The following is a 21507-nucleotide window of genomic DNA, read 5'->3' as shown; positions in this document are numbered from 1 at the left end:
AATTCAGCCGCGCAGTATACACCGCCGCACCGGGCTCTGCGCGGCGGCGGCTTGTCAGTGCCTGGATTTGCCGCTAGTATTGCCCCCCTAGACAACAGGCACGTAGCTCAGCTGGTTAGAGCACCACCTTGACATGGTGGGGGTCGTTGGTTCGAGTCCAATCGTGCCTACCAACAGAATTTCGCCGGAGAGTGACCATGGCTTTGCGAACTACCACCACCCGTATCTCGAAATGAGTTCGAGCCTACGGGTGTTTGCGTAAAGCGGAACACTCCTCAGCAAAAAAGTGCGGCTCAAGGCCGCACTTTTTTTTTGCCATTTTGAAAACTGTCCACCTTTGAGCTGGAGTTGCTATGCCTGACATTCGCCTGCCCGACGGTTCCATCCGTTCCTTCGACCAGCCGGTAACCGTGCATGAAGTGGCTGCGTCCATCGGCACCGGTCTTGCGCGCGCAGCGCTGGCTGGCCGTGTGGACGGCAAGCTGGTCGATACCTCGTACCGGATTGCGGCCAACGCCGACCTCGCCATCATCACCGACAAGGACGCCGACGGCCTGTCCATCATCCGTCACTCCACTGCCCACCTGCTGGCCTATGCGGTGAAGGAGCTGTTCCCAGAGGCGCAGGTCACCATCGGTCCGGAAATCGAAAACGGCTTCTACTACGATTTCGCCTACAAGCGCCCGTTCACCCCGGAAGACCTGGTGGCGATCGAGAAGAAGATGGCCGAGCTGGCGAAGAAGGACATCCCGGTGGAGCGTTACGAGCTGCCGCGTGACGAGGCCATTGCCTACTTCAAGAGCATCGGCGAGGCGTACAAGGCCGAGATCATCGCCTCCATCCCGCAGGGCGAGGTATTGAGCCTGTACCGCGAAGGCGAATTCACCGACCTGTGCCGCGGCCCGCACGTGCCGTCCACCGGCAAGCTCAAGGTGTTCAAGCTGATGAAGGTGGCCGGCGCCTACTGGCGTGGCGACAGCAACAACGAGATGCTGCAGCGCGTGTACGGCACCGCCTGGGCCAAGAAGGAAGACCTGGAGCAGTACCTGCACATGCTGGAGGAAGCCGAGAAGCGCGACCACCGCAAGCTGGGCAAGCAGCTGGACCTGTTCCACCTGCAGGACGAGGCGCCGGGCATGGTGTTCTGGCACCCGAAAGGCTGGCAGCTGTGGCAGAGCATCGAGCAGTACATGCGCAAAACGTTGGCCGCAGCCGGCTACCAGGAGATCCGCACCCCGATGGTGATGGACCGCGTGATGTGGGAGAAATCCGGGCACTGGGAAAACTACCGCGACGCGATGTTCACCACCGAGTCGGAAAAGCGCGACTACGCAGTGAAGCCGATGAACTGCCCGGGCCACGTGCAGGTGTTCAACGCCGGCCTGCGCTCCTACCGCGAGCTGCCGATGCGCCTGGCCGAGTTCGGCGCCTGCCACCGCAACGAGCCGTCCGGCGCGCTGCACGGCATCATGCGCGTGCGCGGCTTCGTGCAGGACGATGCGCACATCTTCTGTACCGATGACCAGATCATTGCCGAGGCCAAGGCCTTCAACGAACTGACCATGGCGGTGTACCAGCGCTTCGGCTTCGAGCAGGTGTCGGTAAAACTGAGCCTGCGCCCGGAAAAATACGCCGGCACCCTGGAAACCTGGGACCGCGCCGAGGAAGGCCTGCGCGAAGCGCTGCGCGCCTGCGGCATCGAATGGGAAGAGCTGCCGGGCGAGGGCGCGTTCTACGGCCCGAAGATCGAATACCACATCAAGGACGCGCTGGGTCGCTCCTGGCAGTGTGGCACCCTGCAGCTGGACTACGTGCTGCCGGAGCGCCTGGATGCCGAGTATGTGGCCGACGACAACAGCCGCAAGCGCCCGGTGATGCTGCACCGCGCGGTGCTGGGTTCGCTGGAGCGCTTCATCGGCATCCTGATCGAGAACCACGCCGGGGCCTTCCCGCTGTGGCTGGCGCCGGTGCAGATGGTGGTGATGAATATCACCAGCAACCAGGCCGAATATGCCGGCCAGGTGGCGGCAAAACTGCGCGAACACGGCTTCCGTGTCGATCTTGACTTGAGGAACGAAAAGATCGGCTATAAAATCCGCGAACACAGCCTGCAAAAGCTTCCATATCAAGTCGTTATCGGCGACAAGGAAATGGAAGGCGGCTTGGTGGCCGTGCGTGCCCGCGGTGAAGACCTGGGCCAGATGTCGGTGGACGCCTTTGTACAGCATTTGAACGCTGCGCTGGCACAACACTGATTGCCGTACGGCCAATTCGAATTTTTTAAGGAGTAACAGCTATAGCTCAGGAACGCGAATCGCGGATCAATGGCGAGATTACCGCTCGCGAAATCCGCCTGGTAGGTGAAGAAGGCGAACAGCTTGGCATCGTCAGCGTGCGTGAAGCACTGGCGCTGGCCGAGGAACGTGATGTGGATCTGGTGGAGATTTCTCCGACTGCCCAGCCGCCGGTATGCAAACTGATGGACTACGGTAAGTTCAAATACCAGCAGTCCAAGAAGAAGCATGAAGCCAAGCTGAAGCAGAAGCAGGTGCAGATCAAGGAAATCAAGTTCCGCCCGGGTACGGACGACGGCGACTACAACGTCAAGCTGCGCAACCTGATCCGTTTCCTGGGTGAAGGCGACAAGGCCAAGATCACCCTGCGTTTCCGTGGCCGTGAAATGGCGCACCAGGACATCGGTCTGGCTCTGCTCAAGCGAGTGGAGGCCGATCTGGCCGAAGTTGGCACCGTGGAACAGTTCCCGAAACTGGAAGGTCGCCAAATGGTCATGATGATTGCCCCGAAAAAGAAATAATCGGGTATAATCATTGACTTCCGCACGGCAGGCTCGCCTGCCGTGTTGGTTTTGTGGGCCGCAAGGCTTGCAACAAAAGCGTGACGCAGTGGTTTCAAGTGCCGATGGCCACCCTGTGTCTAATCTAACGAAAATTCAGCAGGAGATTTCCATGCCGAAGATGAAAACCAAGTCGAGCGCGAAAAAGCGTCTCAAAGTGCTGGGTAACGGCGGCGTTAAACGCTCCATGGCCTTCAAGCGTCACATCCTGACCAAGAAGACCACCAAGAGCAAGCGCCAGCTGCGCGGTACCACCATGGTACACGCTACCAACATGGCCTCTGTTCGCGCCATGATGCCCTACGCATAAGGAGACTGAATAAATGCCACGCGTAAAACGCGGTGTAACCGCACGTGCTCGTCACAAGAAAATCCTAGCCCTGGCGAAAGGCTATCGCGGCCGTCGCAAGAACGTCTATCGCATCGCCAAACAGGCGGTGATGAAAGCCGGTCAATATGCATACCGCGACCGTCGTCAGAAAAAGCGTCAGTTCCGTCAACTGTGGATTGCTCGTATCAACGCAGCTGCTCGTGAAAACGGCCTGCCGTACAGCAAGTTCATGAACGGTCTGAAAAAGGCTCTGATCGAAATCGACCGTAAGGTCCTGGCCGACCTGGCCGTGTTCGACAAGCCGGCCTTTGCTCTCATCGTTGAGAAAGCAAAAGCAGCCCTCGCTTAATCGCAGGACACCTGAAAGGGAGGCTGATGCCTCCCTTTTTTTTCGGTTTGATTGCAGAAAGCTGATTCGAGCGGCCAACGTTCCGGTCAGTTTTCTGGACGCTACTGGTGCGACACATGAACAATGTTGACGTGATTCTGAAGGAAGGTCTGGTGGCGCTCGACGCCGTGACGGACCTGGTGGAACTGGAACAGGTCAAGGCCCGTTATCTCGGCAAGAGTGGCGCCATGACCGAACTGCTCAAGCAGCTGGGCAAACTGTCGCCGGAAGAGCGCAAGAGCGCCGGCGCCGCCATCAATGCTGCCAAGCAGGCATTCGAGAGCCGTCACAACGAAGTGCGCGACGGCATCAACAACGCCAAGCTGGAACAGCAGTTGGCCGCAGAGGCACTGGACGTGTCGCTGCCGGGCCGCGGTGCCCAGCCGGCCGGCCTGCACCCGGTGACGCTGACGCTGGAACGCATTACCGAGCTGTTCTCCAGCCTGGGCTTTGCCGTGGCCGACGGCCCGGAAATCGAAACCGATTTCCATAACTTCCAGGCGCTGAACATTCCGGAAAACCACCCGGCCCGCGCCATGCAGGACACCTTCTACGTGGAAGGCGGCGACGTGCTGCGCACGCATACCAGCCCGATCCAGGTGCGCTACATGCTGGACAACCAGCCGCCGATCAAGATCGTGGCCCCGGGCCGCGTGTACCGCGTGGATTCCGACGCCACCCACTCGCCGATGTTCCACCAGATGGAAGGCCTGTGGATCGACCGCGACGTGAGCTTTGCCGATCTGAAGGCCACCGTTACCGACTTCCTGCGCCGCTTCTTCGAGCGTGACGACCTGCAGGTGCGTTTCCGCCCGTCCTTCTTCCCGTTCACCGAGCCGTCCGCCGAGATCGACGTGCTGGGCGAGCGCGGCTGGCTGGAAGTAGGCGGCTGCGGCATGGTGCACCCTAACGTACTGCGCAATGTGAACATCGACCCGGAACAGTTCACCGGCTTTGCCTTCGGCATCGGCCTGGACCGCTTCGCCATGCTGCGTTACGGCGTCAACGACCTGCGCCTGTTCTTCGAGAACGATCTGAACTTCCTCAAGCAATTCAACTGAGCGCGCGGAGACTGAGCAATGCAATTTTCCGAACAATGGCTGCGTAGCCGCGTTAATCCGTCGCTGACCACCGACGAGCTGTCCTACCTGCTGACCATGGCAGGCCTGGAAGTGGAAGAAGTACAGCAGGCCGCGCCGGCCTTCAGCGGCGTGGTGATTGCCGAAGTAAAGGAATGCGAGAAGCACGAAAACGCCGACCGCCTGCGCGTCACCAAGGTGGACGCCGGCACCGGCGAGCTGATCCAGATCGTGTGCGGCGCACCCAACGTGGCGGTGGGCGTAAAGATTCCGTGCGCGCTGCCGGGTGCCGTGCTGCCGGGCGATTTCAAGATCAAGCCGACCAAGATGCGCGGCGTGGAGTCCGGCGGCATGCTGTGCTCCGGCAAGGAACTGGGCGTGCCGGACGAGGCTGACGGCTTGCTGCTGCTGCCGGCCGACGCGCCGGTAGGTCAGAGCATCCGCGACTACCTGGGGCTGGACGACGCGCTGTTCACCCTGAAGATCACCCCCAACCGCGCTGACTGCCTGTCGCTGCGCGGCATCGCCCGCGAAGTGGCCGCGCTCACCGGCGCGCCGCTGGCACCGCTGGCCATCGACGCCGTGGCACCGCAGTGCGACGACAAGCGCGCTATCCGCATCGATGCGGCCAACGCTTGCGGCCGCTACATCGGTCGCGTCATCAAGGGCGTCAATGCCGCCGCCGCTACCCCGGAATGGATGCAGCGTCGTCTGGAACGCTCCGGCCTGCGCCCGATTTCCGCCATCGTCGACATCACCAACTACGTGCTGCTGGAACAGGGTCAGCCGATGCATGCCTTCGATCTGGCCAAGCTGGATGGCGGCATCAACGTGCGCTTTGCCCGTGATGGCGAAAAGCTGGTGTGCCTGAACGAAAAAGAAGTGGCGCTGACGCCGGAACTGCTGGTGATCGCCGATGACAGCAAGCCGCTGGCCATTGCCGGCATCATGGGCGGGCTGGAAAGCGGCGTTACCACCGCAACCAGCGACATCTTCTTCGAAAGCGCGTTCTTCAACCCGGACACCATCGCCGGCAAGGCGCGTGAGCTGGGCTTCGGCTCCGACTCCTCCTACCGCTATGAGCGCGGCGTGGACTTCATGCTGCAGCAGGAAGCCATCGAGCGCGCCACTGTGCTGACGCTGGAAATCTGCGGCGGCGAAGCCGGCCCGCTGGTGGAAACCGTGGCCGAGCTGCCGGCGCGCAACCGCGTGCAGGTGCGCACCGCACGCGTGGCCAAGGTACTGGGCGTAACGTTGGCCGCAGAGCAGATCGCCGCCATCTTTACCCGCCTGGGCTTTGCCTTCGACGCAGTGGAAGACGGTTTCGTGGTCGAGGCGCCGAGCTTCCGCTACGACATCGCCATCGAAGAAGACCTGATCGAGGAAATCGCCCGTGTCTACGGTTACGACGCGATTCCATCCGACGCGCCACGTGCGCGCCTGGCCATGCTGCCGCAGCCGGAAACCCTGCGCCCGCGCAGCGAAGTGCGCCGCCTGCTGGTCGGCCGTGACTTCCAGGAAATCGTCAGCTACGCCTTCGTGGAAGAAAAGTGGGAGCGCGACTTCGCCGGCAACAGCGACCCGGTGCGCCTGCAGAACCCGATCGCCAGTCAGATGAGCGTGATGCGCTCCAGCCTGATCGGCGGCCTGGTGGACGTGCTGGTGGGCAACCTCAACCGCAAGCACAACCGCGTGCGCGTGTTCGAGATCGCCCGCGTGTTCCTGAAACAGGCCGACGGCAGCGTACAGCAGCCGGAGCGCGTCGCCGGCCTGGCTTATGGCAGCCGCGTGGACGAGCAGTGGGCCAGCAAGGCCGAGCGCGTGGATTTCTACGACGCCAAGGCCGATGTGGAGGCCCTGCTGCACCCGCGCGTGGCCGAATATCGCAAGGGCGAGCATCCGGCATTCCATCCGGGCCGCTGTGCCGAGGTGGTACTGGATGGCGCCGTGGTGGGCCATGTGGGCGAACTGCACCCGCGCTGGGTGCAGGCTTACGGCCTGAACACCGCGCCGGTGCTGTTCGAACTGGCGGCCGAGGTGGTGGAACAGAGCCGCCGCGTGGCTGTGCAGCCGGTGAGCAAGTTCCAGCCGGTGCGCCGCGACCTGGCGCTGGTGGTGGCCGAGGAGGTTACCCTGGCCAGCCTGCAGCAGGCGATGCTGGCCGCCGCGCCGGAAGCGGTACGCGAACTGGCACTGTTCGACGTGTACCGCGGCAAGGGCGTGGAGGAGGGCAAGAAGAGCCTGGCGCTGCGCATCATCCTGCAGGCACAGGATCGCACCCTGGTGGACGAGGAAGTGGAGCAGGGCGTGGCCGCCATGCTGGCTGCCGCCCAGGCCTGCGGCGCCGAACTGCGCGCCTGAGCGCGGCCGTCCCGATTGTTATCTGTTAAGCCACCCGCGCGGTGCGGGTGGCGAGTTCAAGCATCTGATTTGTAGTGAGGAATTGTCATGACTTTGACCAAGGCCGAGTTGGCCGATTTGCTGTTCGATAAAGTGGGTCTGAACAAGCGCGAAGCCAAAGACATGGTGGAATCTTTTTTTGAAGAAATCCGTGCCACGCTGGAATCCGGTACCAGCGTAAAACTGTCCGGTTTCGGCAATTTCCAGTTGCGCGACAAGCCGCAGCGTCCGGGGCGCAACCCGAAAACCGGCGAAGAGATTCCCATCACTGCCCGCCGCGTGGTAACTTTCCACGCTAGCCAGAAACTCAAGGGAATGGTTGAACTCTATCATGCCGACAAACAAGGCTGAGCTGCCGCCGATCCCGGCCAAGCGCTACTTCTCCATTGGTGAGGTCAGCGAGCTGACCGGTGTCAAACAGCACGTGCTGCGCTACTGGGAGCAGGAGTTCTCCGAGCTGCGCAATGTGACCCGTCGTGGCAACCGCCGCTACTACCAGCATGCCGAAGTGCTGCTGGTGCGCCGCATTCGCGAGCTGCTTTATGACGATGGTTTCACCCTGCACGGCGCACGTCAGCGGCTGTCCAGCGATGAGCCGGCGCCGATGACCGCGCAGCAGGTACGGGCGGAACTGCAGTCGCTGGTGGATTGGCTGGATATCTCGCTTGGCAAGAATTGATTCATTGCCTATAATTGTGCCCTCTTTCGTCGGGGCGTAGCGCAGCCTGGTAGCGCACCTGCATGGGGTGCAGGGGGTCGGAAGTTCGAATCTTCTCGCCCCGACCAAAGAACCCGTTTCAGCCAAAAAAGCCATCCACTCGGATGGCTTTTTTGCGTTCGCGTGTTTTATTGCTGGCGGCGGATTATTACGGCCGGCCACTTGCCGTCTTTTTGCCAATCAATGTCACGGCCTGCGCATTTATATTCGGCATGCCGCATACTTTCCCGTCTGAGGGTAATGCTTGAATCGGAGGCCAATATGAAGCACTGGTTGTGTGCGGTAACGCTGGCGGTGCTGCCGCTGCTGGCGCAGGCGGAAAAAGTGGGCGATGTATCTACTGCCTTCAAGCTGATCGGGTCCAATCACAAGATCGTGGTGGAGGTGTTCGACGACCCGCTGGTGGCCGGGGTGAGCTGCTACCTGTCGCGCGCCAAGACCGGCGGCGTGTCCGGCGCGCTGGGGCTGGCGGAGGACAAGGCCGAGGCGTCGGTGGCTTGCCGCCAGGTGGGCACCGTCGCCTTCAAGGGGCCGCTGCCGCAGGAGGACGAGGTGTTCACCGAGCGCGCGTCGATCCTGTTCAAGCATGTGCGCGTGGTGCGCATGGTGGATGCCCGCCGCAACACGCTGGTGTACCTGGTGTATTCCGACCGCCTGATCGACGGCAGCCCGAAGAACAGTGTTACCGCGGTGCCGGTGCCGGCGGCAATGAAGATTCCGCTCAAGTAAGGCTTGCGGCCAACCCTGGCCGATGAAAAACCGCCCTGGCGCTCATCGCGGCAGGGCGGTTTTGTTTTATGGCCGGGACAAGGTTGGCCGCATGCTGTCTCAGACCGTGAAGGAGAAGCTGCGCAGGGTATACGGCTGCTCGCCCAGCTGCGCTTCGCGCCGCGCCAGGGTGACCACCTGTTCGTGCTGCGGCGAGCGCTCGCACACCGGGTCCAGCGTGTTGGCGCTGCCGGCCAGCGCCAGCGCCTGGCAGCGGCAGCCGCCGAAGTCGCGTTCCTTGTGCTCGCAGCCACCGCAGGGTTCCGGCATCCAGGCCGTGCCGCGGTAGGCGGCAAAGGCCGGCGACTCGTACCAGGCGGCGTGCAGGGTGCTGTGCGGCACGCGTGGGAACTGCAGGTGCGCCAGCGTCTGCGCTGCGTGGCAGGGCAGCAGGGTGCCGTCCGGCATCACGTTGAGGAAGCGCTGCGCCCAGCCGCCCATGCAGGCCTTGGGACGACGCGCGTAGTAGTCGGGGATCACGTAGTCGATCACCATGCGGCCGCGGCTACGCTCGCGCCACTGCGTCACGGTGGCGGTCATCGCGTCCAGCTGCGCCTCGCTGGGAATCAGCGCCGCGCGGTTCTGCAGCCCCCAGCCGTAGTACTGGGTGTTGGCCACTTCCACGCGGGCGATGCCGTGCTGGTCGGCGTAGTGCAGCATGGCGTTCAGCTCGTGGGCATTGCTGCGGGTGATGACGAAGTTCAGCGTCAGCGCCAGCCCGCTTTGCTGCACCAGCGCCAGCGCCGCCTGTTTTTTCGCCACGCCGCCGCGAAAGCCGGACAGCCGATCCGCCTGCGCGTCCTCCAGCCCCTGGAAACTCAGCTGTACGTGATTGAGGCCGGCGGCCTGCAATGCGGCCAACCTTGGTGCATCCAGCAGCACGCCGGAGGTGATCAGGTTGCTGTACAGCCCCAGCTCGCTGGCGTAGGCCACCAGCTCGGTGAGGTCGCTGCGCGCCATCGGCTCGCCGCCGGAAAAATGCACCTGTAGCATGCCCATGTCGGCGGCCTGGCGCAGCACCTCGCGCCAGCCGGCGGTGTCCAGCTCGTGGCTGGCCGGAGTGAGCGCCAGCGGGTTGGAACAGTAGGCGCAGCGCAGCGGGCAGCGGTGAGTGAGTTCCAGCAGGATGGCCAGTGGCGGTTCCAGCTGGCCTGTGGCGGTGGTATCAGTCGCGGTGGTATCAGTCATGGCGCAGAAAACCTTTCTCGCTCATGGTGGTGAACAGCGTCAGCACGTCCTGCTGCACGGTGTCCAGCGGTGCGGCGAATTCTGCGGCCAACCCTTCGCACAGCTGGCCGATGTTGACGCCGGCGCTGCGCTCCAGGCACAGCCGCGCCAGCTCGTCGATGATCAGCATGCGCTCCGGCCCCAGCAGCACCCAGCGCTGGCGTACCTTGTCGTGCTGCAGCCGGGTGCCGGGGGCGAGGCGCACGCTGTCGGTGAGGCTCAGCATGGTGGCTGCGCCGGATCGAAGGCGCCGGGCGGGATCATGCCGGGGGCCACGTAGGCGCTGTACAGCGCGTCCAGCTGCGCCCACAGCACATTGCACTTGAAGGTCAGCGCGTCCAGCACGCCCTGCTGCTCGGCGACAGTCAGCGCATGGCGCTTGATGTAGTCCAGCGCGAAGTCGGCATCGCGCGGCGCCTGCGTCAGGCGGCGGCGGAAGTAGGCCAGCACCTTGTCGTCGATGAAGTCGTAGTTTTCCAGCAGCCCGACGATGCGCTCGCGGTGGATGGCCGGGGCGAACAGTTCGGTGAGGCAGGAGGCTACCGCCACCACCGGCGGCTGGCGGGCGACGAAGTCCACGTAGGCTTCTACCGCATACACGGTGGCCGGCAGCGCGCCCTGGCGCGAGATCACGTAATCGCGCGGCAGGCCCAGGCCGTCGGTGAGCACCAGCCAGCGCTCGATGCCGCCTTCCTCGTCGCCGTAGCCGTCGTGGTCGAGGATGCGTTGCACCCATTCGCGGCGCAGCTCGCGGTCGTGGATGCGGCTGATCAGCGCCGCGTCCTTGCGCGGAATCGCCGCCTGGTAGCAGTAGCGGTTCAGCGCCCAGGCCTGTACCTGGCCGAAGTTCAGCTTGCCACCGTGCAGCAGGTGGTGGAAGGGATGCAGGTTGTGATAGCGCGCGTGGCCGATGGTCCGCAGCGCGTCTTCCAGTTCCGCCGGCGACAGCGGGGCAGTGAGTGGCTTATTCAACGCTGAACTCCATGCCGTCGTGCGCCAGCTGCCAGCCGGCGGCGGCAATGGCGGCGCGCTCGGGGCTGTGCGGCAACAGGACGGGGTTGCTGTTGTTGATGTGGATGAAGCGCTTGCCGGCCAGCGGCACGTCGCGCCACAGCGCGATGCTGCCGGCCGCGCCGCTCATCGGCAGGTGGCCCATGCGCGCGGCGGTCTTGTTGCCAAGGCCGGCGCGGATCATCTCGTCGTCGGTGTAGGTGGTGCCGTCGAACAGCAGGCTGTCGCCGGGGCGCAGCCGTGCCTTGATGGCATCCGGCAGCGCGGCACAGCCTGGCAGGTAGATCAGTCGCCCCACGCTGTCGGTGGTGGAAAGCGCCAGGCCGATGGTGTCTTCCGCCACGCTGCCAAAGTTGGCCGCAGCCGGGTCTTCCAGCCACAGCGCCACCTTGCCGGGAATGGTGAAGGCTTCCACCCGCACGCCGCTGTCGCTGCCGTCGGCAGTCAGCACCGGCTGCAGCTCATCCAGTGCCAGCGCGCGGCGCGGTACCAGCTGCCGATCCAACACATTGAACACCGCGTTGGCGGCGAGGATGCCCTGCACGCGGCCGGTGGCGTACAGCGCGAACGGCTCGGCCTCGCGCAGCGACAGCAGGCCGGCGATGTGGTCGACATCGGCATTGGTCAGCAGCACCGCCTGCAGCGGGGTGGAACGTGGAAAGTGTTGCGGTTGCAGCGCCGGCACGGCGGCCAGCTGCTGGCGGATGTCGGGCGAAGCGTTGATCAAGACCCAGCGCGCGCCATCGGCCGAGACGGCGATGGAGGATTGCGTCTGCGCTGCCAGCCGGCCGTCACGGGCGGCGCGGCAGGCATCGCAGGCGCAATTCCATTGCGGCAGACCGCCTCCGGCCGCCGCGCCCAGCACGATGACGCGCAACATGGTGGCCGCCTCAGCGCTCGGCGCACATGTAGCAGTTGATCTCGCAGCCGAGCGAAACTTCGATCACTTGCGGGGTTGTCCAGGTACGCATGGTGAATCCTCCTGTTGGATAACGAATGCCGGGATGGCCAGCTCACTATAAGAAGCTGGCCGCGCCGGGAGAATGCGACTTTAGTCGCAGGCTTGGCCGCGGCGCGGCAGATAAAAAAACACCCGCCGTAGCGGGTGCCAAAAGGCCCGAATCTGGCCGCCCGGAGGAGGTGGGCGGTGGCAGCGGGGGGCTGCCGTTCGGGGCCGGGGTGATCGGGGCGGCCTCAGCGGCCATCCACGGCCGGTAGCGCCGCCTGCTCGTAGCGGCCATACAGGAAGCCGACGCTGCGGCGCCATTCGTCGCGCGCCTCGGCCCAGGCGGCGAACTCGGCCGGCAGCGGCAGCGCCATTACCTCGTTGGGCGTCAGCCCGCGCTCTGCCGCCGCGCGCAGGCTGGCATCCAGCCATTGCAGGTAGCGGCGCGTGGCGCGGATCGGTGCCGCATCGCGGCTGGGCGGGCCGTGGCCCGGCACCAGCAGCGTGAACGGCAGCGCCTCTAGCCGCTGCAGTGCCGCCAGCCAGTCGGCGATGCTGGCATTGGGCAGCGTCGGGGTGCGGCCATTGAACACCTGGTCGATGGCATACAGCACGCCGCTGGTGTGGTCGAACACCGCGATGTCGGACTGGGTATGGCCGGGCACGGCGATGAACTCCAGCCGGTGGCCGCCGATGTCGCGCAGGCCGGTGGTCAGCGGCGCGGTGGGCAGCTGCACCTCGGTGCCCTGCATGCGCTCGCCCACCAGCCGGTACAGGTTCTCGGCCAGCCCTTCCGCCTCGGTGCGCAACATGCTGCTGGTGCGCTCGTCGGCGCGGATCGGCACATCGCGGAACGCCTGGTTGCCGAGGAAATGGTCCGGGTGCTTGTGGGTGATGATCAACTCGTGCACCGCCTGGCCGGTGGTGCGCTCGATCACCCGGCGGTACTGCTCGCCAAAGGCGCGCGACGGGCCGCTGCCGAGCACCACCACGCCGGCCTTGGTGGCGATAAAGGCGGTGTTGACCAGAAAGCCGCCGTTGGCGGCGCTGAAGTAGCCGGTATCGGCGACCACCACCCAGCTGTCCGCCGCAACCTGCTGCGGCTGGATCGGGTAGTCCTGCGCCTGAGCGACAGGGGCCAGCAGGGCCAGCCACAGGCAGCAACGTTGGCCGCAGACTCTCATGGTTGCTCCTGCAGGCGGCCGTGATAGAAGTTGCCATCGCTGTCGCTGGCGCTGACTTGCAGCGGGCCGGGTGCGGGCGACGCCAGCTGCAGGGTGAACAGCGGGTTTTCCGCCAGCGGCGGCTGCAGCGCCAGCTCGGCCAGCGGCTGGCCGGCGGCGTCGCTCAGCCGCAGCGTGTCGAGGTGAAAGCGCGGCGTGTTGCCCACCAGCCCGGTATCCATCGGGTGCATGATGCGCAGGCGGATGCGCTGCCGGGCGTCCTGCTGCCAGACGCGGCCATACAGCCGGCCCAGCAGCGTGCCCCAGTCGGTGCTGTTGCGGGTGGCGGTGGGCAGTGCGCAGCCGCCGCCGGGGGCGTCCACCAGCTGGCCGCCGACATGCCACACGCCGTCGGCGGTGCGGGCGGCGGCGCGCACCGGCGTGGCCTGGTTGACGCGCATCGCTACCGCAAACACAGGCTGCAGCCGCAGCGGGCGCATGCGCAGCGCCAGCGGCAAGGGGTTGTAATCGGCAAACAGCAGCAGCTCGTCCACTTGCCCCAGCGCGCTGGCATCCACGCTCACCGGCACGCGCTGGCCGTCCTCCACCTGCCGCGGCAGGCTGACCTTGACGCGGTCGTCGAACACCGCCGGCTGGCCCTGCAGCACGGTGCGCTGCATCACCTCCCACATCACCGAGTGCAGCGGGTCGGCGGCCTGGTCGGCGGCGCGGGCGGCCTGCGGCAGCAGGCACAGCAGCGCCAGCAGCATGGCGTTGCGGCCAACGTTGGCCGCAGTTTGCCTGGCATCAGGGCTGCGCCAGGCGGCGGCGGGCAGTGTGCGGGGTGTCATGGCGCTCAGCATGCGGCGGCTCAATGCTCGTCCGGCGGACGATAGCTGGTGTGGTAACGCTGGAACATCGCCGCCAGCTGGCCGCTGGCGCGCAGCTCGGCCAGCGCATCGCTGACCGCCCAGGCCAGATCGCGCAGGCTTTCCTTGGTGGCCATGCCCACTTCCCAGCTGGCCTTGCGCAGTCCCGGCGTCTGCGGCTGGCCCAGCTGCCACTGGCCGCCGCGCAGCAGCCATTCCAGCTCGCTTTGCGTGCCGAACGTAGCCGTGGCACGGCCGTCCTGCAGCGCGGCGCTGGCGGCGGCCGGGGTGGGGTAGTGCTGCAGCTGGCCGCGCAGGCGGCCGGCCTGCAGTGCCGACAGGTACAGGTCGGCCAGGCTGTCGTTTTCCACCGCGATTTTTTCCGTGCCGATCTGCCAGCTGGAGGCCGGCACGCTGCTGCCGGCCCACGCCAGCTGTTCGCGGTAGTAGGCGCCGAACAGGAAGGCGTTGTCGTTGCGCCGCGCCAGCTCCGCATCGAACGGCACATGCAGCATCAAATCGGCGGTGCCGCCGCCGAGGTAATGGCCTTTCCACACCGCGTTGCGCAAGTCGCCGTCGACATCGTCGGCCGGGGTCAGCGGCATGAAATTCACCGTCAGCCCCAGCTTCTTGCCGATGGCGCGCGCCAGTTCGACATCGATGCCGCCCAGCTCGCCGTCGTGCACGAAGGAGAATGGCGGGAAGTCGCGATACACCGCCACCCGCAGCACGCCGCCGGCTTTCAGGTCGTCCAGGTTGGCCGCACGGGCGGCCGGTAGCGCGAGCAACGGGGCCAGCAGCAGCGCGGCCAACAGCTGACGGCGACGCATGGCCTTACTCCTGGTGCACGGTGTCGAGCCAGGAGCGGATCGCCCAGGCCGCTTCCTGCGACAGGATGCCCTCGAACGGCGGCATGTAGGTGACGCCGTTGCGGATGGAGCCGAAGCGGAAGCGACCCTGCAGGATGGCGTCGCCTTCCTCGCCTTCCGGCAGCTTGCGCAAATCCGGGGCGATGCCGCCGGAGATGGCGTCGATGCCGTGGCAGCGCGCGCAGTTCTGCGCGAAGGCGGAATGGCCGATGCGGATGGCTTCCGGGTTGCCGCGGTAGGGGTTGACGTCCAGCCAGTCCGGGCCGAGTTTTTTCAGATTGCCGGTATCCACCGGCTGCGGGGTCACATCGCCATGGGCGCCGGCCAGGCCGGACAGGGTCAGGCTGCCGGCACAGGCCAGCAGGGTCAGGGTAAGCAGGCGGCGGGTAACGGCTTTCATGGGATGTTTCCTTGTTGCGCGGTGGTGGGGGAATCCTTGGCCAGTGTGGCCAGTTCTGCATCGCTGAACAGGCGCGAGCGGGTGATGAAGCGCACGCCTTCCGGCGCCTCCACCGAGAAACTCGAGCCCCGACCGGGTACCAGGTCGATGGTCAGGTGAGTGTGTTGCCAGTATTCGTACTGAAAGGCGCTCATGTAGAACGGTGCGCCGGCGATCTCGCCCAGCAGCACGTCCTGTCCGCCGAGGTGGAATTCGCCCTGCGGGTAGCACATCGGCGCGCTGCCGTCGCAGCAGCCACCGGATTGATGAAACATCAGCGGGCCGTGGCGTGCGGTAAGCATGTGCACCATGTCGGCGGCTGCGGGGGTGATATCGACGCGGCTGACCATGTGAGCCTCCGTGGCCAGGCACCGTGGTGCCTTGCAGCTGGGTGGAAGGGACAGCGGTTGGCCGCAAGGGCCGGCCGCCGTGGGGTTCAGCAAGCAGTGGCGGAGGAGCCAGCGGGGGATGCAGCCAAGCTGTCCGGAGACAGACCGGCCGTTACGCGGTGCTCATCCTGCCAAACCTGCGGTGAGGTGCATTGCGTGCGGGTCGCCGCTGGGGCGGGAAGCGCCGCGGTAGCAGTGCTACCGCCAGCATCCCGGCGCCAGTTGCGGCCTGTGCAGCGGCACGGGTAACTGCAAACCAAATCTGCGGTGACGTGCGTCGCGAGCGGGTCGCCGCTGGTGCGAGAAGCGCAGCGGTACAAGTGGTACCGCGAGCATCACAGCGCCGGCCCCGGCCGCACATCAGCACGGTTAACTTCGTAAGTCTGCGGTGGCGTGCGTCGCGAGCGGGTCGCGGCTGGGGCGGGAAGCGCAGCGGTACAAGTGCTACCGCGAGCACCCCGGCGCCGGCCCCGGCCCGTGCAGCAGCACGCCAACCAGACTCCGAGCGAGTAAGCATTCGTGGCGAGCGGCTCAAGGTCGCGGCGAGAAGCACAGCGGTACAGCTGGTACCGCGAGCATCACAGCCGCGAGATTGCGCCGCGCAGCAGAATGCTTGCCGCTCAGAAGAAGCCCAGCGCGTTGGGGCTGTAGCTCACCAGCAGGTTCTTGGTCTGCTGGTAGTGGTCCAGCATCATCTTGTGGGTTTCGCGGCCGATACCGGACTTCTTGTAGCCACCGAACGCGGCGTGCGCCGGGTACAGGTGGTAGCAGTTGGTCCATACACGGCCGGCCTTGATGCCGCGGCCCATGCGGTAGGCCAGCGAGCCGTCGCGGGTCCATACCCCGGCACCCAGGCCGAAGCTGGTGTCGTTGGCCAGTTGCAGCGCTTCCTCGCGGGTCTTGAAGGTGGTTACCGCCACTACCGGCCCGAAGATTTCTTCCTGGAACACGCGCATCTTGTTGTGGCCGGCCAGGATGGTCGGTTCCACGTAGTAGCCGCCGGCCAGCTCGCCACCCAGCTCGGCGCGGCGGCCACCGGTCAGCACTTCGGCGCCTTCCTGACGGCCGATGTCGATGTAGGACAGGATCTTGTCCAGCTGCTCGGCGGAAGCCTGGGCGCCGATCATGGTGCTCATGTCGTACGGGTTGCCCTGTTTGATGGCCTTCACACGGGCCACGGCACGCTCGATGAAGGCGTCGTAGATGGATTCCTGCACCAGCGCGCGGCTCGGGCAGGTGCACACTTCACCCTGGTTCAGCGCGAACATGGCGAAGCCTTCCAGTGCCTTGTCGAAGAACTCGTCGTCGGCGTTCATCACGTCTTCGAAGAAGATGTTCGGCGACTTGCCGCCCAGCTCCAGCGTGACCGGAATGATGTTTTCGGACGCGTACTGCATGATCAGGCGGCCGGTGCTGGTTTCACCGGTGAAGGCCACCTTGTTGATGCGGGTGTTGGTGGCCAGCGGCTTGCCGGCTTCCAGGCCGAAACCGTTCACCACGTTCAGCACGCCCGGCGGGATCAGGTCGCCGATCAGCTCCATCAGCACCATGATCGCCATCGGGGTCTGCTCGGCCGGCTTCAGCACCACGCAGTTGCCGGCGCCCAGGGCCGGGGCCAGTTTCCAGGCGGCCATCAGCAGCGGGAAGTTCCACGGAATGATCTGACCCACCACGCCCAGCGGCTCGTGGAAGTGATAGGCGATGGTGTTCTCGTCGATCTCGCTCAGGCTGCCTTCCTGGGCCCGCACGCAGCCGGCGAAGTAGCGGAAGTGGTCGATGGCGAGCGGGATGTCGGCGGCGTTGGTCTCACGCAGCGGCTTGCCGTTGTCGGCGGTTTCCACCGCGGCGATGAACGGTGCGTATTGTTCCAGGCGGTCGGCGATGCGCAGCAGCACGTTGGCACGCTCGGTCGGCGAGCTGCGGCCCCAGCGGTCGGCGGCATTGTGGGCGGCATCCAGTGCCAGTTCGATGTCTTCGGCGGTGGAACGGGCGATCTCGCACAGCGGCTGGCCGGTCACCGGGCTCAGGTTGGTGAAGTACTGGCCGCGTACCGGGGCCACCCACTTGCCACCAATGAAGTTGTCGTACTGGCTGCGCAGCGGGATGGTGTTCTGGATTGCATTCAGGGTCTGTTGCAACATGATTTCCTCCGGGTTCTGGTGACGTGCCGGCAATGTGATCTCTGGCCTGGCAGTGATTGCATTGTGCGAAGCGAACGGAGGTTCCACCATGCTACTTTGGTCGCAGATCCAGGCGGGGCGGGGCTTGGCGGGGAGGAGTGGGTGGCACGGGTTGCGGCCAACCCGTGCCGTGCTGGCAGTGCCGCCGCTGGCGGCGGGCGGGTTCAGGGGTTGGCCGCAGCCTGGGTCAGGTGCGCCAGCAGCGTGCGCAGCCGCGCCGGGCGCACCGGCTTGCCCAGCCACGCCCAGCCGCCGTCGTCGGCCAGCTGGCGCACTTCGTCGCTGCGGTCGGCGGTGATCAGCGCCGCCGGCAGCGCGCGCCCCAGGTAGTGGTTCACGCTGCGGATGGCATCCACGCCGGTGGCGCCGTGGTCGAGGTGGTAATCGGCCAGAATCGCGTCCGGCACCACGTTCTGCTGCTGCAGCAGCGCGATCGCCTCACTGGCGGAGGCGGCGGGCAGCGGCCGGTAGTGCCAGTCGCTCAGCAGCGTGCACATGCCTTCTAGGATGCTGGCCTCGTTGTCGATCAGCAGGATGGTGGCGCCCTGGCGCTGCGGCGGCAGCGCCTGCGGCGGCGGCGCTTCGGCCGGTGGTGCGATGGCCACCGCGGCGGCGTCGCCATACGGCACCACCACGCCGAACAGCGAGCCGCGGCCGAACTGCGAGCGCACCACGATGCGGTGCCCCAGCCGCCGCGCCAGCCGGCTGACGATGGCGAGGCCGAGGCCCATGCCCTTGGCGCCCAGGCTGTGGTGTTCCGGCAGGCGCTGGAATTCCTGGAACACCAGGGCCAGTTTTTCGGTGGGGATGCCCAAGCCCTGATCCCACACCCCGATCAGCAGCCCGTCCGGCTGCGGCCGGCAGCCCAGCAGGATGCCGCCCTGGCGGGTGTAGCGGATGGCGTTGGACAGGAAGTTGCGGATCACCCGCCCCAGCAGCACCCAGTCGCTGTGCACGATGGCGCGGCCGGCGTGCAGTTGCAGGCGCAGTGATTTGGCCTCCGCCAGTGGGCCGAACTCTTCCGCCACCTGCTCCAGCAGGCTGGCTACCGGGAAGTGGCGCAGCTCGGTTTCCACCGCGCCGGCATCCAGCCGCGAGATTTCCAGCAGGGTGTTGATCAGGTCGTCCACCGCCTCCAGCGCGGTGCCGGTCTTGTCCACCAGCGGCCGCGCGGTGGGCGACAGCGCCTGCCCGGCCAGCGAGGCGAGGAACAGCCGCGCCGCGTTCAGCGGCTGCAGCAGGTCGTGGCTGGCGGCGGCAAAGAAGCGCGTCTTGCTGTGCTGCGCGTCCTCGATGGTGCGGATCGCTTCGCGCAGGCGGCCGTTGGCCACCGACAGCTCGGCGGTGCGCTCCTCCACCCGCACTTCCAGTTGTTCCTTGGCCTGTTGCAGCGCCTGCGCGGCATGGCGGCTCTCGGTGATGTCCTGGATCAGCGCGAAGAAGCCCAGCACGCTGCCGTCGGCAGCAAAGTGCGGGATGAAGGTGGCGCGCGCGAACTCGATGTGCTGGCGCGGCGCCGGCAGCGTCAGCTCGAACACCGAGGCCTCGCCGGCCAGCGCCTTCTCCACGTAGTGGCGGCGCACGTCGAACAGCTCCGGCCCCAGCACCTCGCGCATGGTGCGGCCGTTGATCTCGGAGCGCGGCATGCCGAACCAGCTCTCGTAGCCGAGGTTGGTGAAGCGGTAGATCTGCTGGTTGTCGACGTAGGCGATCAGCGCCGGCATGGCGTCGGTCACCAGCCGGATCTTGGCCTCGCTGTCGCGCAGCGCCTGCTCGGCCTGCTTGCGTTCGCTGATGTCGGCATAGCTCATCACGAAGCCGCCGCCCGGCATCGGGTTGTACTGCACTTCCAGCGTCAGCCCGGCCGGGGTGGCGTGCTCCAGCGTGCCGCCCAGCGGGCAGCAGCGCGCCCATTCCGCCAGCTGGCCGGCTTCCAGCTCGGCCTGCGTCGGCTGCGTCAGCTCGACGAAGCGCTGGTTCCATTCCATCAGCCGGCCGTCGCGGTCGAACACCGCAATGCCCTGGCGGATGCTGTTCATGGTGGCGTGCAGCAGCTGCGAGTGTGCCGCCAGGTCGCGCTCGCGCAGCAGAGTTTCCTGGCGCTTGATCTCGCTGATGTCGGTGTAGATCGCCACCCGGCCGCCGCCGGCGATCTGCCGCTCGCTCACCCGCTGCCAGCTGCCGTCGCTCATCGCCAGGATCAGACTGTCCTGCGCCGCCTGCTGCTGCGCCAGGCGCATGGCGATCCAGCCCTCCGGATCGGCCTCGGCATCGCGGATCAGCCGCGCCGCCACCGCCGCGCGCACCAGCTGCTCGAACGGCAGGCCGGGGGCGATCAGCTGGCGCAGGGTAGGGAACATCTCGGCAAACTTGCGGTTGCAGTGCAGCAGGCGGTTGTCGCTGTCCCACAGCGCAAAGCCGTCGGCAATGGTTTCCACCGCCACGTTGAGCTGGTTCTTGGCCAGCTCGGCGGCCAGCTTGGCCTCCTGCAGCGCGAAGTTGCTGGCCTCCAGGTCGGCCATGGCTTTTTCCAGCGCGCGGGTGCGCTCCTGGATGCGGGTTTCCAGCTCGGCGGCCACCTGGAAGAAGGTGAAGGAGTTGCCGTTGTCGGCCAGCCCCAGTTCCACGCGACGCATCAGCGCCTCGTTGATCTTGCGCAGCTTGGCGTTGTCGCGCTCCAGTGCGGCCAACCTGTCGGTGTCGTGTTCAGTCATGGCCGTGTCCGTAGCCGATGGCGATGCCGGTGAAGGTCTGGTTCACGTGCATCGCCTGGTATTGCTCGCCGTAGGTGGAAAAGCCGATCACCGCGTTGGCCGCCAGCAGCCCGGACAGGCGGGCGATGGCGTCCGATTGCAGCAGCGGCAGCGTGCGCAGGATGCAGTCGAAGCCCAGCACGATCTGGAACGCCCCCAGCCGGCTGCGCAGGTCGTGGAAGGTGCGCGCCAGGTTGTCGACGATGTCCACCGCGCGGGTGCCGGACAGCACGATGCCTTCGTCCACCGCGCAGAAAAAGCTCAGGCTCAGGTCCGGGTTGATGCGCTGGATGGAGCGCACATACGGCACGCCGCCGACATTGAGCACCAGCGGGTGCGCGGCGAACGACAGCGGCGACAGTTTTTCCGGCACCACCCCCAGCAGGCGCGCGTACTCGGCGGCAGCCGGCTCGGCGTTGATCTCGGTGACCAGCCGCCGCTCGCTGTCGGCCTCGGTCACCACCAGCCGCTCGCCGCTGCGCACGGTGTGCTCGGACTTGAACACCTCGAACGGATGCGGCGTGGCCACCAGTATCAGCACCGCGCTGTCGCTGACGAATTCGCCGTCCACCAGCACATGGGTGCGCTCGAAGCGCATATTGTCGCCGGCCGAGCCGCCGCAGATCGGGATGTCGCCCAGCGCGCGCGCCAGCCGCCCGGCCAGCTGCTCCTCGCGCGCCGACAGCCCGTCCACCAGCAGCAGCGCGAAGGTGCGCCGCTCCAGCGGGAAACCGGCCTTCTGCCCCAGCGCGTAGCGCGCCGCCATCACCGTGCCCAGCGCGTCGGACAGATCGAACTCCGGCAGCGCATCGATGCGCTTCACCACCGAGAAGAAATCCGGTGCGGCAAAGCTGGCGCCGACGATGGAATGGCAGCGGTAGCCGTCCGGGCTGATCTCGCCGGCGGTGGTGCAGCCCACCACCGGCACGTCGCCGAAGCGGCGCGCCAGCGCGGCGGCCAACTTGTCCAGCTGGTAGTCGGGGGCGACGAACAGCAGCACCAGCGAGCAGTCCGGCTGCCACAGCTGCTGGTAAAGCTCGTCGGCGGCCTGTTCCGGATCGGCGCTGTACACGTGGCAGCGCCGCACCGGCTGGGTTTGGCTGGCAATCATCGGTTTCCATCC

General features: G+C 66.0%; 22 protein-coding genes and 2 tRNA genes. 11 read left to right on the top strand and 13 right to left on the bottom strand.

All coding sequences use genetic code 11. The annotated features are described in order from the left end of the window. Positions 1 to 96: 96 nt before the first annotated feature. The 11 genes from ACFOLG_RS17415 to ACFOLG_RS17365 all read left to right on the top strand — a co-directional run bounded on the left by ACFOLG_RS17415 (position 97) and on the right by ACFOLG_RS17365 (position 8499). Positions 97 to 173: transfer RNA gene (locus tag ACFOLG_RS17415), tRNA-Val, on the top strand. A 180-nt stretch (positions 174 to 353) separates the two neighbouring features. Beyond that, complete coding sequence (gene thrS / locus ACFOLG_RS17410) at positions 354 to 2255, top strand: threonine--tRNA ligase (protein ID WP_386094414.1); 1902 nt, start codon at positions 354 to 356, stop codon at positions 2253 to 2255. 41 nt (positions 2256 to 2296) lie between these two features. Then, positions 2297 to 2815 carry a translation initiation factor IF-3 gene (gene infC / locus ACFOLG_RS17405; RefSeq protein ID WP_386094800.1) on the top strand — a complete coding sequence of 173 codons (519 nt, stop codon included), beginning with the start codon at positions 2297 to 2299 and terminating at the stop codon, positions 2813 to 2815. Between the two features lie 151 nt (positions 2816 to 2966). Further along, entirely contained in the window at positions 2967 to 3164 is a 198-nt protein-coding gene (gene rpmI / locus ACFOLG_RS17400) for a 50S ribosomal protein L35 (protein WP_017507004.1), read from the top strand. Between the two features lie 13 nt (positions 3165 to 3177). Beyond that, positions 3178 to 3534: a 50S ribosomal protein L20 gene (gene rplT, locus ACFOLG_RS17395; protein ID WP_017507005.1), complete on the top strand. Its 357-nt coding sequence runs from the start codon at positions 3178 to 3180 to the stop codon at positions 3532 to 3534. Positions 3535 to 3650: 116 nt separating this feature from the next. Continuing rightward, positions 3651 to 4634, top strand: a complete 984-nt coding sequence (gene pheS, locus ACFOLG_RS17390) for a phenylalanine--tRNA ligase subunit alpha (protein ID WP_386094409.1) — start codon at positions 3651 to 3653, stop codon at positions 4632 to 4634. A gap of 18 nt (positions 4635 to 4652) precedes the next feature. Further along, the gene (gene pheT, locus ACFOLG_RS17385) at positions 4653 to 7013 is read left to right on the top strand and encodes a phenylalanine--tRNA ligase subunit beta (protein WP_386094406.1); all 2361 of its coding nucleotides are present in this window, start codon (positions 4653 to 4655) and stop codon (positions 7011 to 7013) included. An 87-nt stretch (positions 7014 to 7100) separates the two neighbouring features. Next, positions 7101 to 7403 carry an integration host factor subunit alpha gene (locus ACFOLG_RS17380; protein ID WP_174875295.1) on the top strand — a complete coding sequence of 101 codons (303 nt, stop codon included), beginning with the start codon at positions 7101 to 7103 and terminating at the stop codon, positions 7401 to 7403. Then, entirely contained in the window at positions 7384 to 7731 is a 348-nt protein-coding gene (locus ACFOLG_RS17375; RefSeq protein WP_349589047.1) for a MerR family transcriptional regulator, read from the top strand. The genes ACFOLG_RS17380 and ACFOLG_RS17375 overlap by 20 nt, the downstream gene beginning before the upstream one ends. Positions 7732 to 7761: 30 nt before the next feature. Continuing rightward, positions 7762 to 7838: transfer RNA gene (locus ACFOLG_RS17370), tRNA-Pro, on the top strand. Positions 7839 to 8031: 193 nt separating this feature from the next. Continuing rightward, entirely contained in the window at positions 8032 to 8499 is a 468-nt protein-coding gene (locus tag ACFOLG_RS17365; protein WP_386094401.1) for a CreA family protein, read from the top strand. A gap of 99 nt (positions 8500 to 8598) precedes the next feature. Here ACFOLG_RS17365 and pqqE read toward each other — a convergent pair whose 3' ends face one another. The 13 genes from pqqE to nosP form a co-directional block, all read right to left on the bottom strand. Beyond that, positions 8599 to 9726, bottom strand: coding sequence for a pyrroloquinoline quinone biosynthesis protein PqqE (pqqE, locus tag ACFOLG_RS17360; protein ID WP_386094398.1), 1128 nt, complete (start codon positions 9724 to 9726; stop codon positions 8599 to 8601). Further along, positions 9719 to 9991 carry a pyrroloquinoline quinone biosynthesis peptide chaperone PqqD gene (gene pqqD / locus ACFOLG_RS17355; RefSeq protein WP_386094396.1) on the bottom strand — a complete coding sequence of 91 codons (273 nt, stop codon included), beginning with the start codon at positions 9989 to 9991 and terminating at the stop codon, positions 9719 to 9721. Before pqqD ends, pqqE begins: the two co-directional genes overlap by 8 nt. Next, positions 9985 to 10737 carry a pyrroloquinoline-quinone synthase PqqC gene (gene pqqC, locus ACFOLG_RS17350; protein WP_386094393.1) on the bottom strand — a complete coding sequence of 251 codons (753 nt, stop codon included), beginning with the start codon at positions 10735 to 10737 and terminating at the stop codon, positions 9985 to 9987. Before pqqC ends, pqqD begins: the two co-directional genes overlap by 7 nt. Beyond that, on the bottom strand, positions 10730 to 11656 hold the full coding sequence (pqqB, locus tag ACFOLG_RS17345) for a pyrroloquinoline quinone biosynthesis protein PqqB (protein WP_386094390.1): 927 nt from the start codon (positions 11654 to 11656) through the stop codon (positions 10730 to 10732). The genes pqqC and pqqB overlap by 8 nt, the downstream gene beginning before the upstream one ends. A gap of 10 nt (positions 11657 to 11666) precedes the next feature. Continuing rightward, positions 11667 to 11747, bottom strand: a complete 81-nt coding sequence (pqqA, locus tag ACFOLG_RS17340; protein ID WP_088964997.1) for a pyrroloquinoline quinone precursor peptide PqqA — start codon at positions 11745 to 11747, stop codon at positions 11667 to 11669. Between the two features lie 223 nt (positions 11748 to 11970). Next, positions 11971 to 12906 (bottom strand): quinoprotein relay system zinc metallohydrolase 1, encoded by a 936-nt coding sequence (locus tag ACFOLG_RS17335; RefSeq protein WP_386094387.1) that lies wholly within the window; start codon positions 12904 to 12906, stop codon positions 11971 to 11973. Further along, on the bottom strand, positions 12903 to 13736 hold the full coding sequence (locus ACFOLG_RS17330; protein ID WP_386094384.1) for a quinoprotein dehydrogenase-associated SoxYZ-like carrier: 834 nt from the start codon (positions 13734 to 13736) through the stop codon (positions 12903 to 12905). Before ACFOLG_RS17330 ends, ACFOLG_RS17335 begins: the two co-directional genes overlap by 4 nt. Positions 13737 to 13756: 20 nt before the next feature. Further along, a complete protein-coding gene (locus tag ACFOLG_RS17325; protein ID WP_386094381.1) occupies positions 13757 to 14584 on the bottom strand; it encodes a substrate-binding periplasmic protein in 828 nt (275 codons plus the stop codon). 4 nt (positions 14585 to 14588) lie between these two features. After that, on the bottom strand, positions 14589 to 15023 hold the full coding sequence (gene pedF / locus ACFOLG_RS17320; RefSeq protein ID WP_386094378.1) for a cytochrome c-550 PedF: 435 nt from the start codon (positions 15021 to 15023) through the stop codon (positions 14589 to 14591). Next, complete coding sequence (locus ACFOLG_RS17315) at positions 15020 to 15412, bottom strand: DUF779 domain-containing protein (RefSeq protein ID WP_386094375.1); 393 nt, start codon at positions 15410 to 15412, stop codon at positions 15020 to 15022. Before ACFOLG_RS17315 ends, pedF begins: the two co-directional genes overlap by 4 nt. Positions 15413 to 16071: 659 nt before the next feature. Then, positions 16072 to 17592: an aldehyde dehydrogenase gene (gene adh, locus ACFOLG_RS17310; RefSeq protein ID WP_349589076.1), complete on the bottom strand. Its 1521-nt coding sequence runs from the start codon at positions 17590 to 17592 to the stop codon at positions 16072 to 16074. A 203-nt stretch (positions 17593 to 17795) separates the two neighbouring features. Further along, entirely contained in the window at positions 17796 to 20345 is a 2550-nt protein-coding gene (locus tag ACFOLG_RS17305; RefSeq protein WP_386094372.1) for a hybrid sensor histidine kinase/response regulator, read from the bottom strand. After that, the gene (nosP, locus tag ACFOLG_RS17300) at positions 20338 to 21495 is read right to left on the bottom strand and encodes a nitric oxide-sensing protein NosP (protein ID WP_386094369.1); all 1158 of its coding nucleotides are present in this window, start codon (positions 21493 to 21495) and stop codon (positions 20338 to 20340) included. Before nosP ends, ACFOLG_RS17305 begins: the two co-directional genes overlap by 8 nt. Between the last annotated feature and the right edge of the window lie 12 nt (positions 21496 to 21507).

It is taken from the genome of Vogesella facilis (genome assembly GCF_042648525.1).
Classification (GTDB): domain Bacteria; phylum Pseudomonadota; class Gammaproteobacteria; order Burkholderiales; family Chromobacteriaceae; genus Vogesella; species Vogesella facilis.
The sequence above is the reverse complement of the archived record's forward strand: the minus strand, read 5'-3'. Positions and strand labels throughout refer to the sequence as shown.

Coding starts and splice junctions, on each gene's coding strand:
- pedF (WP_386094378.1), bottom strand. CDS start 15,023: ATGAAAGCCGTTACCCGCCGCCTGCTTACCCTGACCCTGCTGGCCTGT.
- pqqD (WP_386094396.1), bottom strand. CDS start 9,991: ATGCTGAGCCTCACCGACAGCGTGCGCCTCGCCCCCGGCACCCGGCTG.
- pqqB (WP_386094390.1), bottom strand. CDS start 11,656: ATGTTGCGCGTCATCGTGCTGGGCGCGGCGGCCGGAGGCGGTCTGCCG.
- ACFOLG_RS17335 (WP_386094387.1), bottom strand. CDS start 12,906: ATGAGAGTCTGCGGCCAACGTTGCTGCCTGTGGCTGGCCCTGCTGGCC.
- rplT (WP_017507005.1), top strand. CDS start 3,178: ATGCCACGCGTAAAACGCGGTGTAACCGCACGTGCTCGTCACAAGAAA.
- ACFOLG_RS17305 (WP_386094372.1), bottom strand. CDS start 20,345: ATGACTGAACACGACACCGACAGGTTGGCCGCACTGGAGCGCGACAAC.
- pheT (WP_386094406.1), top strand. CDS start 4,653: ATGCAATTTTCCGAACAATGGCTGCGTAGCCGCGTTAATCCGTCGCTG.
- pqqE (WP_386094398.1), bottom strand. CDS start 9,726: ATGACTGATACCACCGCGACTGATACCACCGCCACAGGCCAGCTGGAA.
- ACFOLG_RS17330 (WP_386094384.1), bottom strand. CDS start 13,736: ATGACACCCCGCACACTGCCCGCCGCCGCCTGGCGCAGCCCTGATGCC.
- adh (WP_349589076.1), bottom strand. CDS start 17,592: ATGTTGCAACAGACCCTGAATGCAATCCAGAACACCATCCCGCTGCGC.
- ACFOLG_RS17380 (WP_174875295.1), top strand. CDS start 7,101: ATGACTTTGACCAAGGCCGAGTTGGCCGATTTGCTGTTCGATAAAGTG.
- pheS (WP_386094409.1), top strand. CDS start 3,651: ATGAACAATGTTGACGTGATTCTGAAGGAAGGTCTGGTGGCGCTCGAC.
- ACFOLG_RS17365 (WP_386094401.1), top strand. CDS start 8,032: ATGAAGCACTGGTTGTGTGCGGTAACGCTGGCGGTGCTGCCGCTGCTG.
- ACFOLG_RS17375 (WP_349589047.1), top strand. CDS start 7,384: ATGCCGACAAACAAGGCTGAGCTGCCGCCGATCCCGGCCAAGCGCTAC.
- rpmI (WP_017507004.1), top strand. CDS start 2,967: ATGCCGAAGATGAAAACCAAGTCGAGCGCGAAAAAGCGTCTCAAAGTG.
- pqqA (WP_088964997.1), bottom strand. CDS start 11,747: ATGCGTACCTGGACAACCCCGCAAGTGATCGAAGTTTCGCTCGGCTGC.
- ACFOLG_RS17315 (WP_386094375.1), bottom strand. CDS start 15,412: ATGGTCAGCCGCGTCGATATCACCCCCGCAGCCGCCGACATGGTGCAC.
- ACFOLG_RS17325 (WP_386094381.1), bottom strand. CDS start 14,584: ATGCGTCGCCGTCAGCTGTTGGCCGCGCTGCTGCTGGCCCCGTTGCTC.
- thrS (WP_386094414.1), top strand. CDS start 354: ATGCCTGACATTCGCCTGCCCGACGGTTCCATCCGTTCCTTCGACCAG.
- nosP (WP_386094369.1), bottom strand. CDS start 21,495: ATGATTGCCAGCCAAACCCAGCCGGTGCGGCGCTGCCACGTGTACAGC.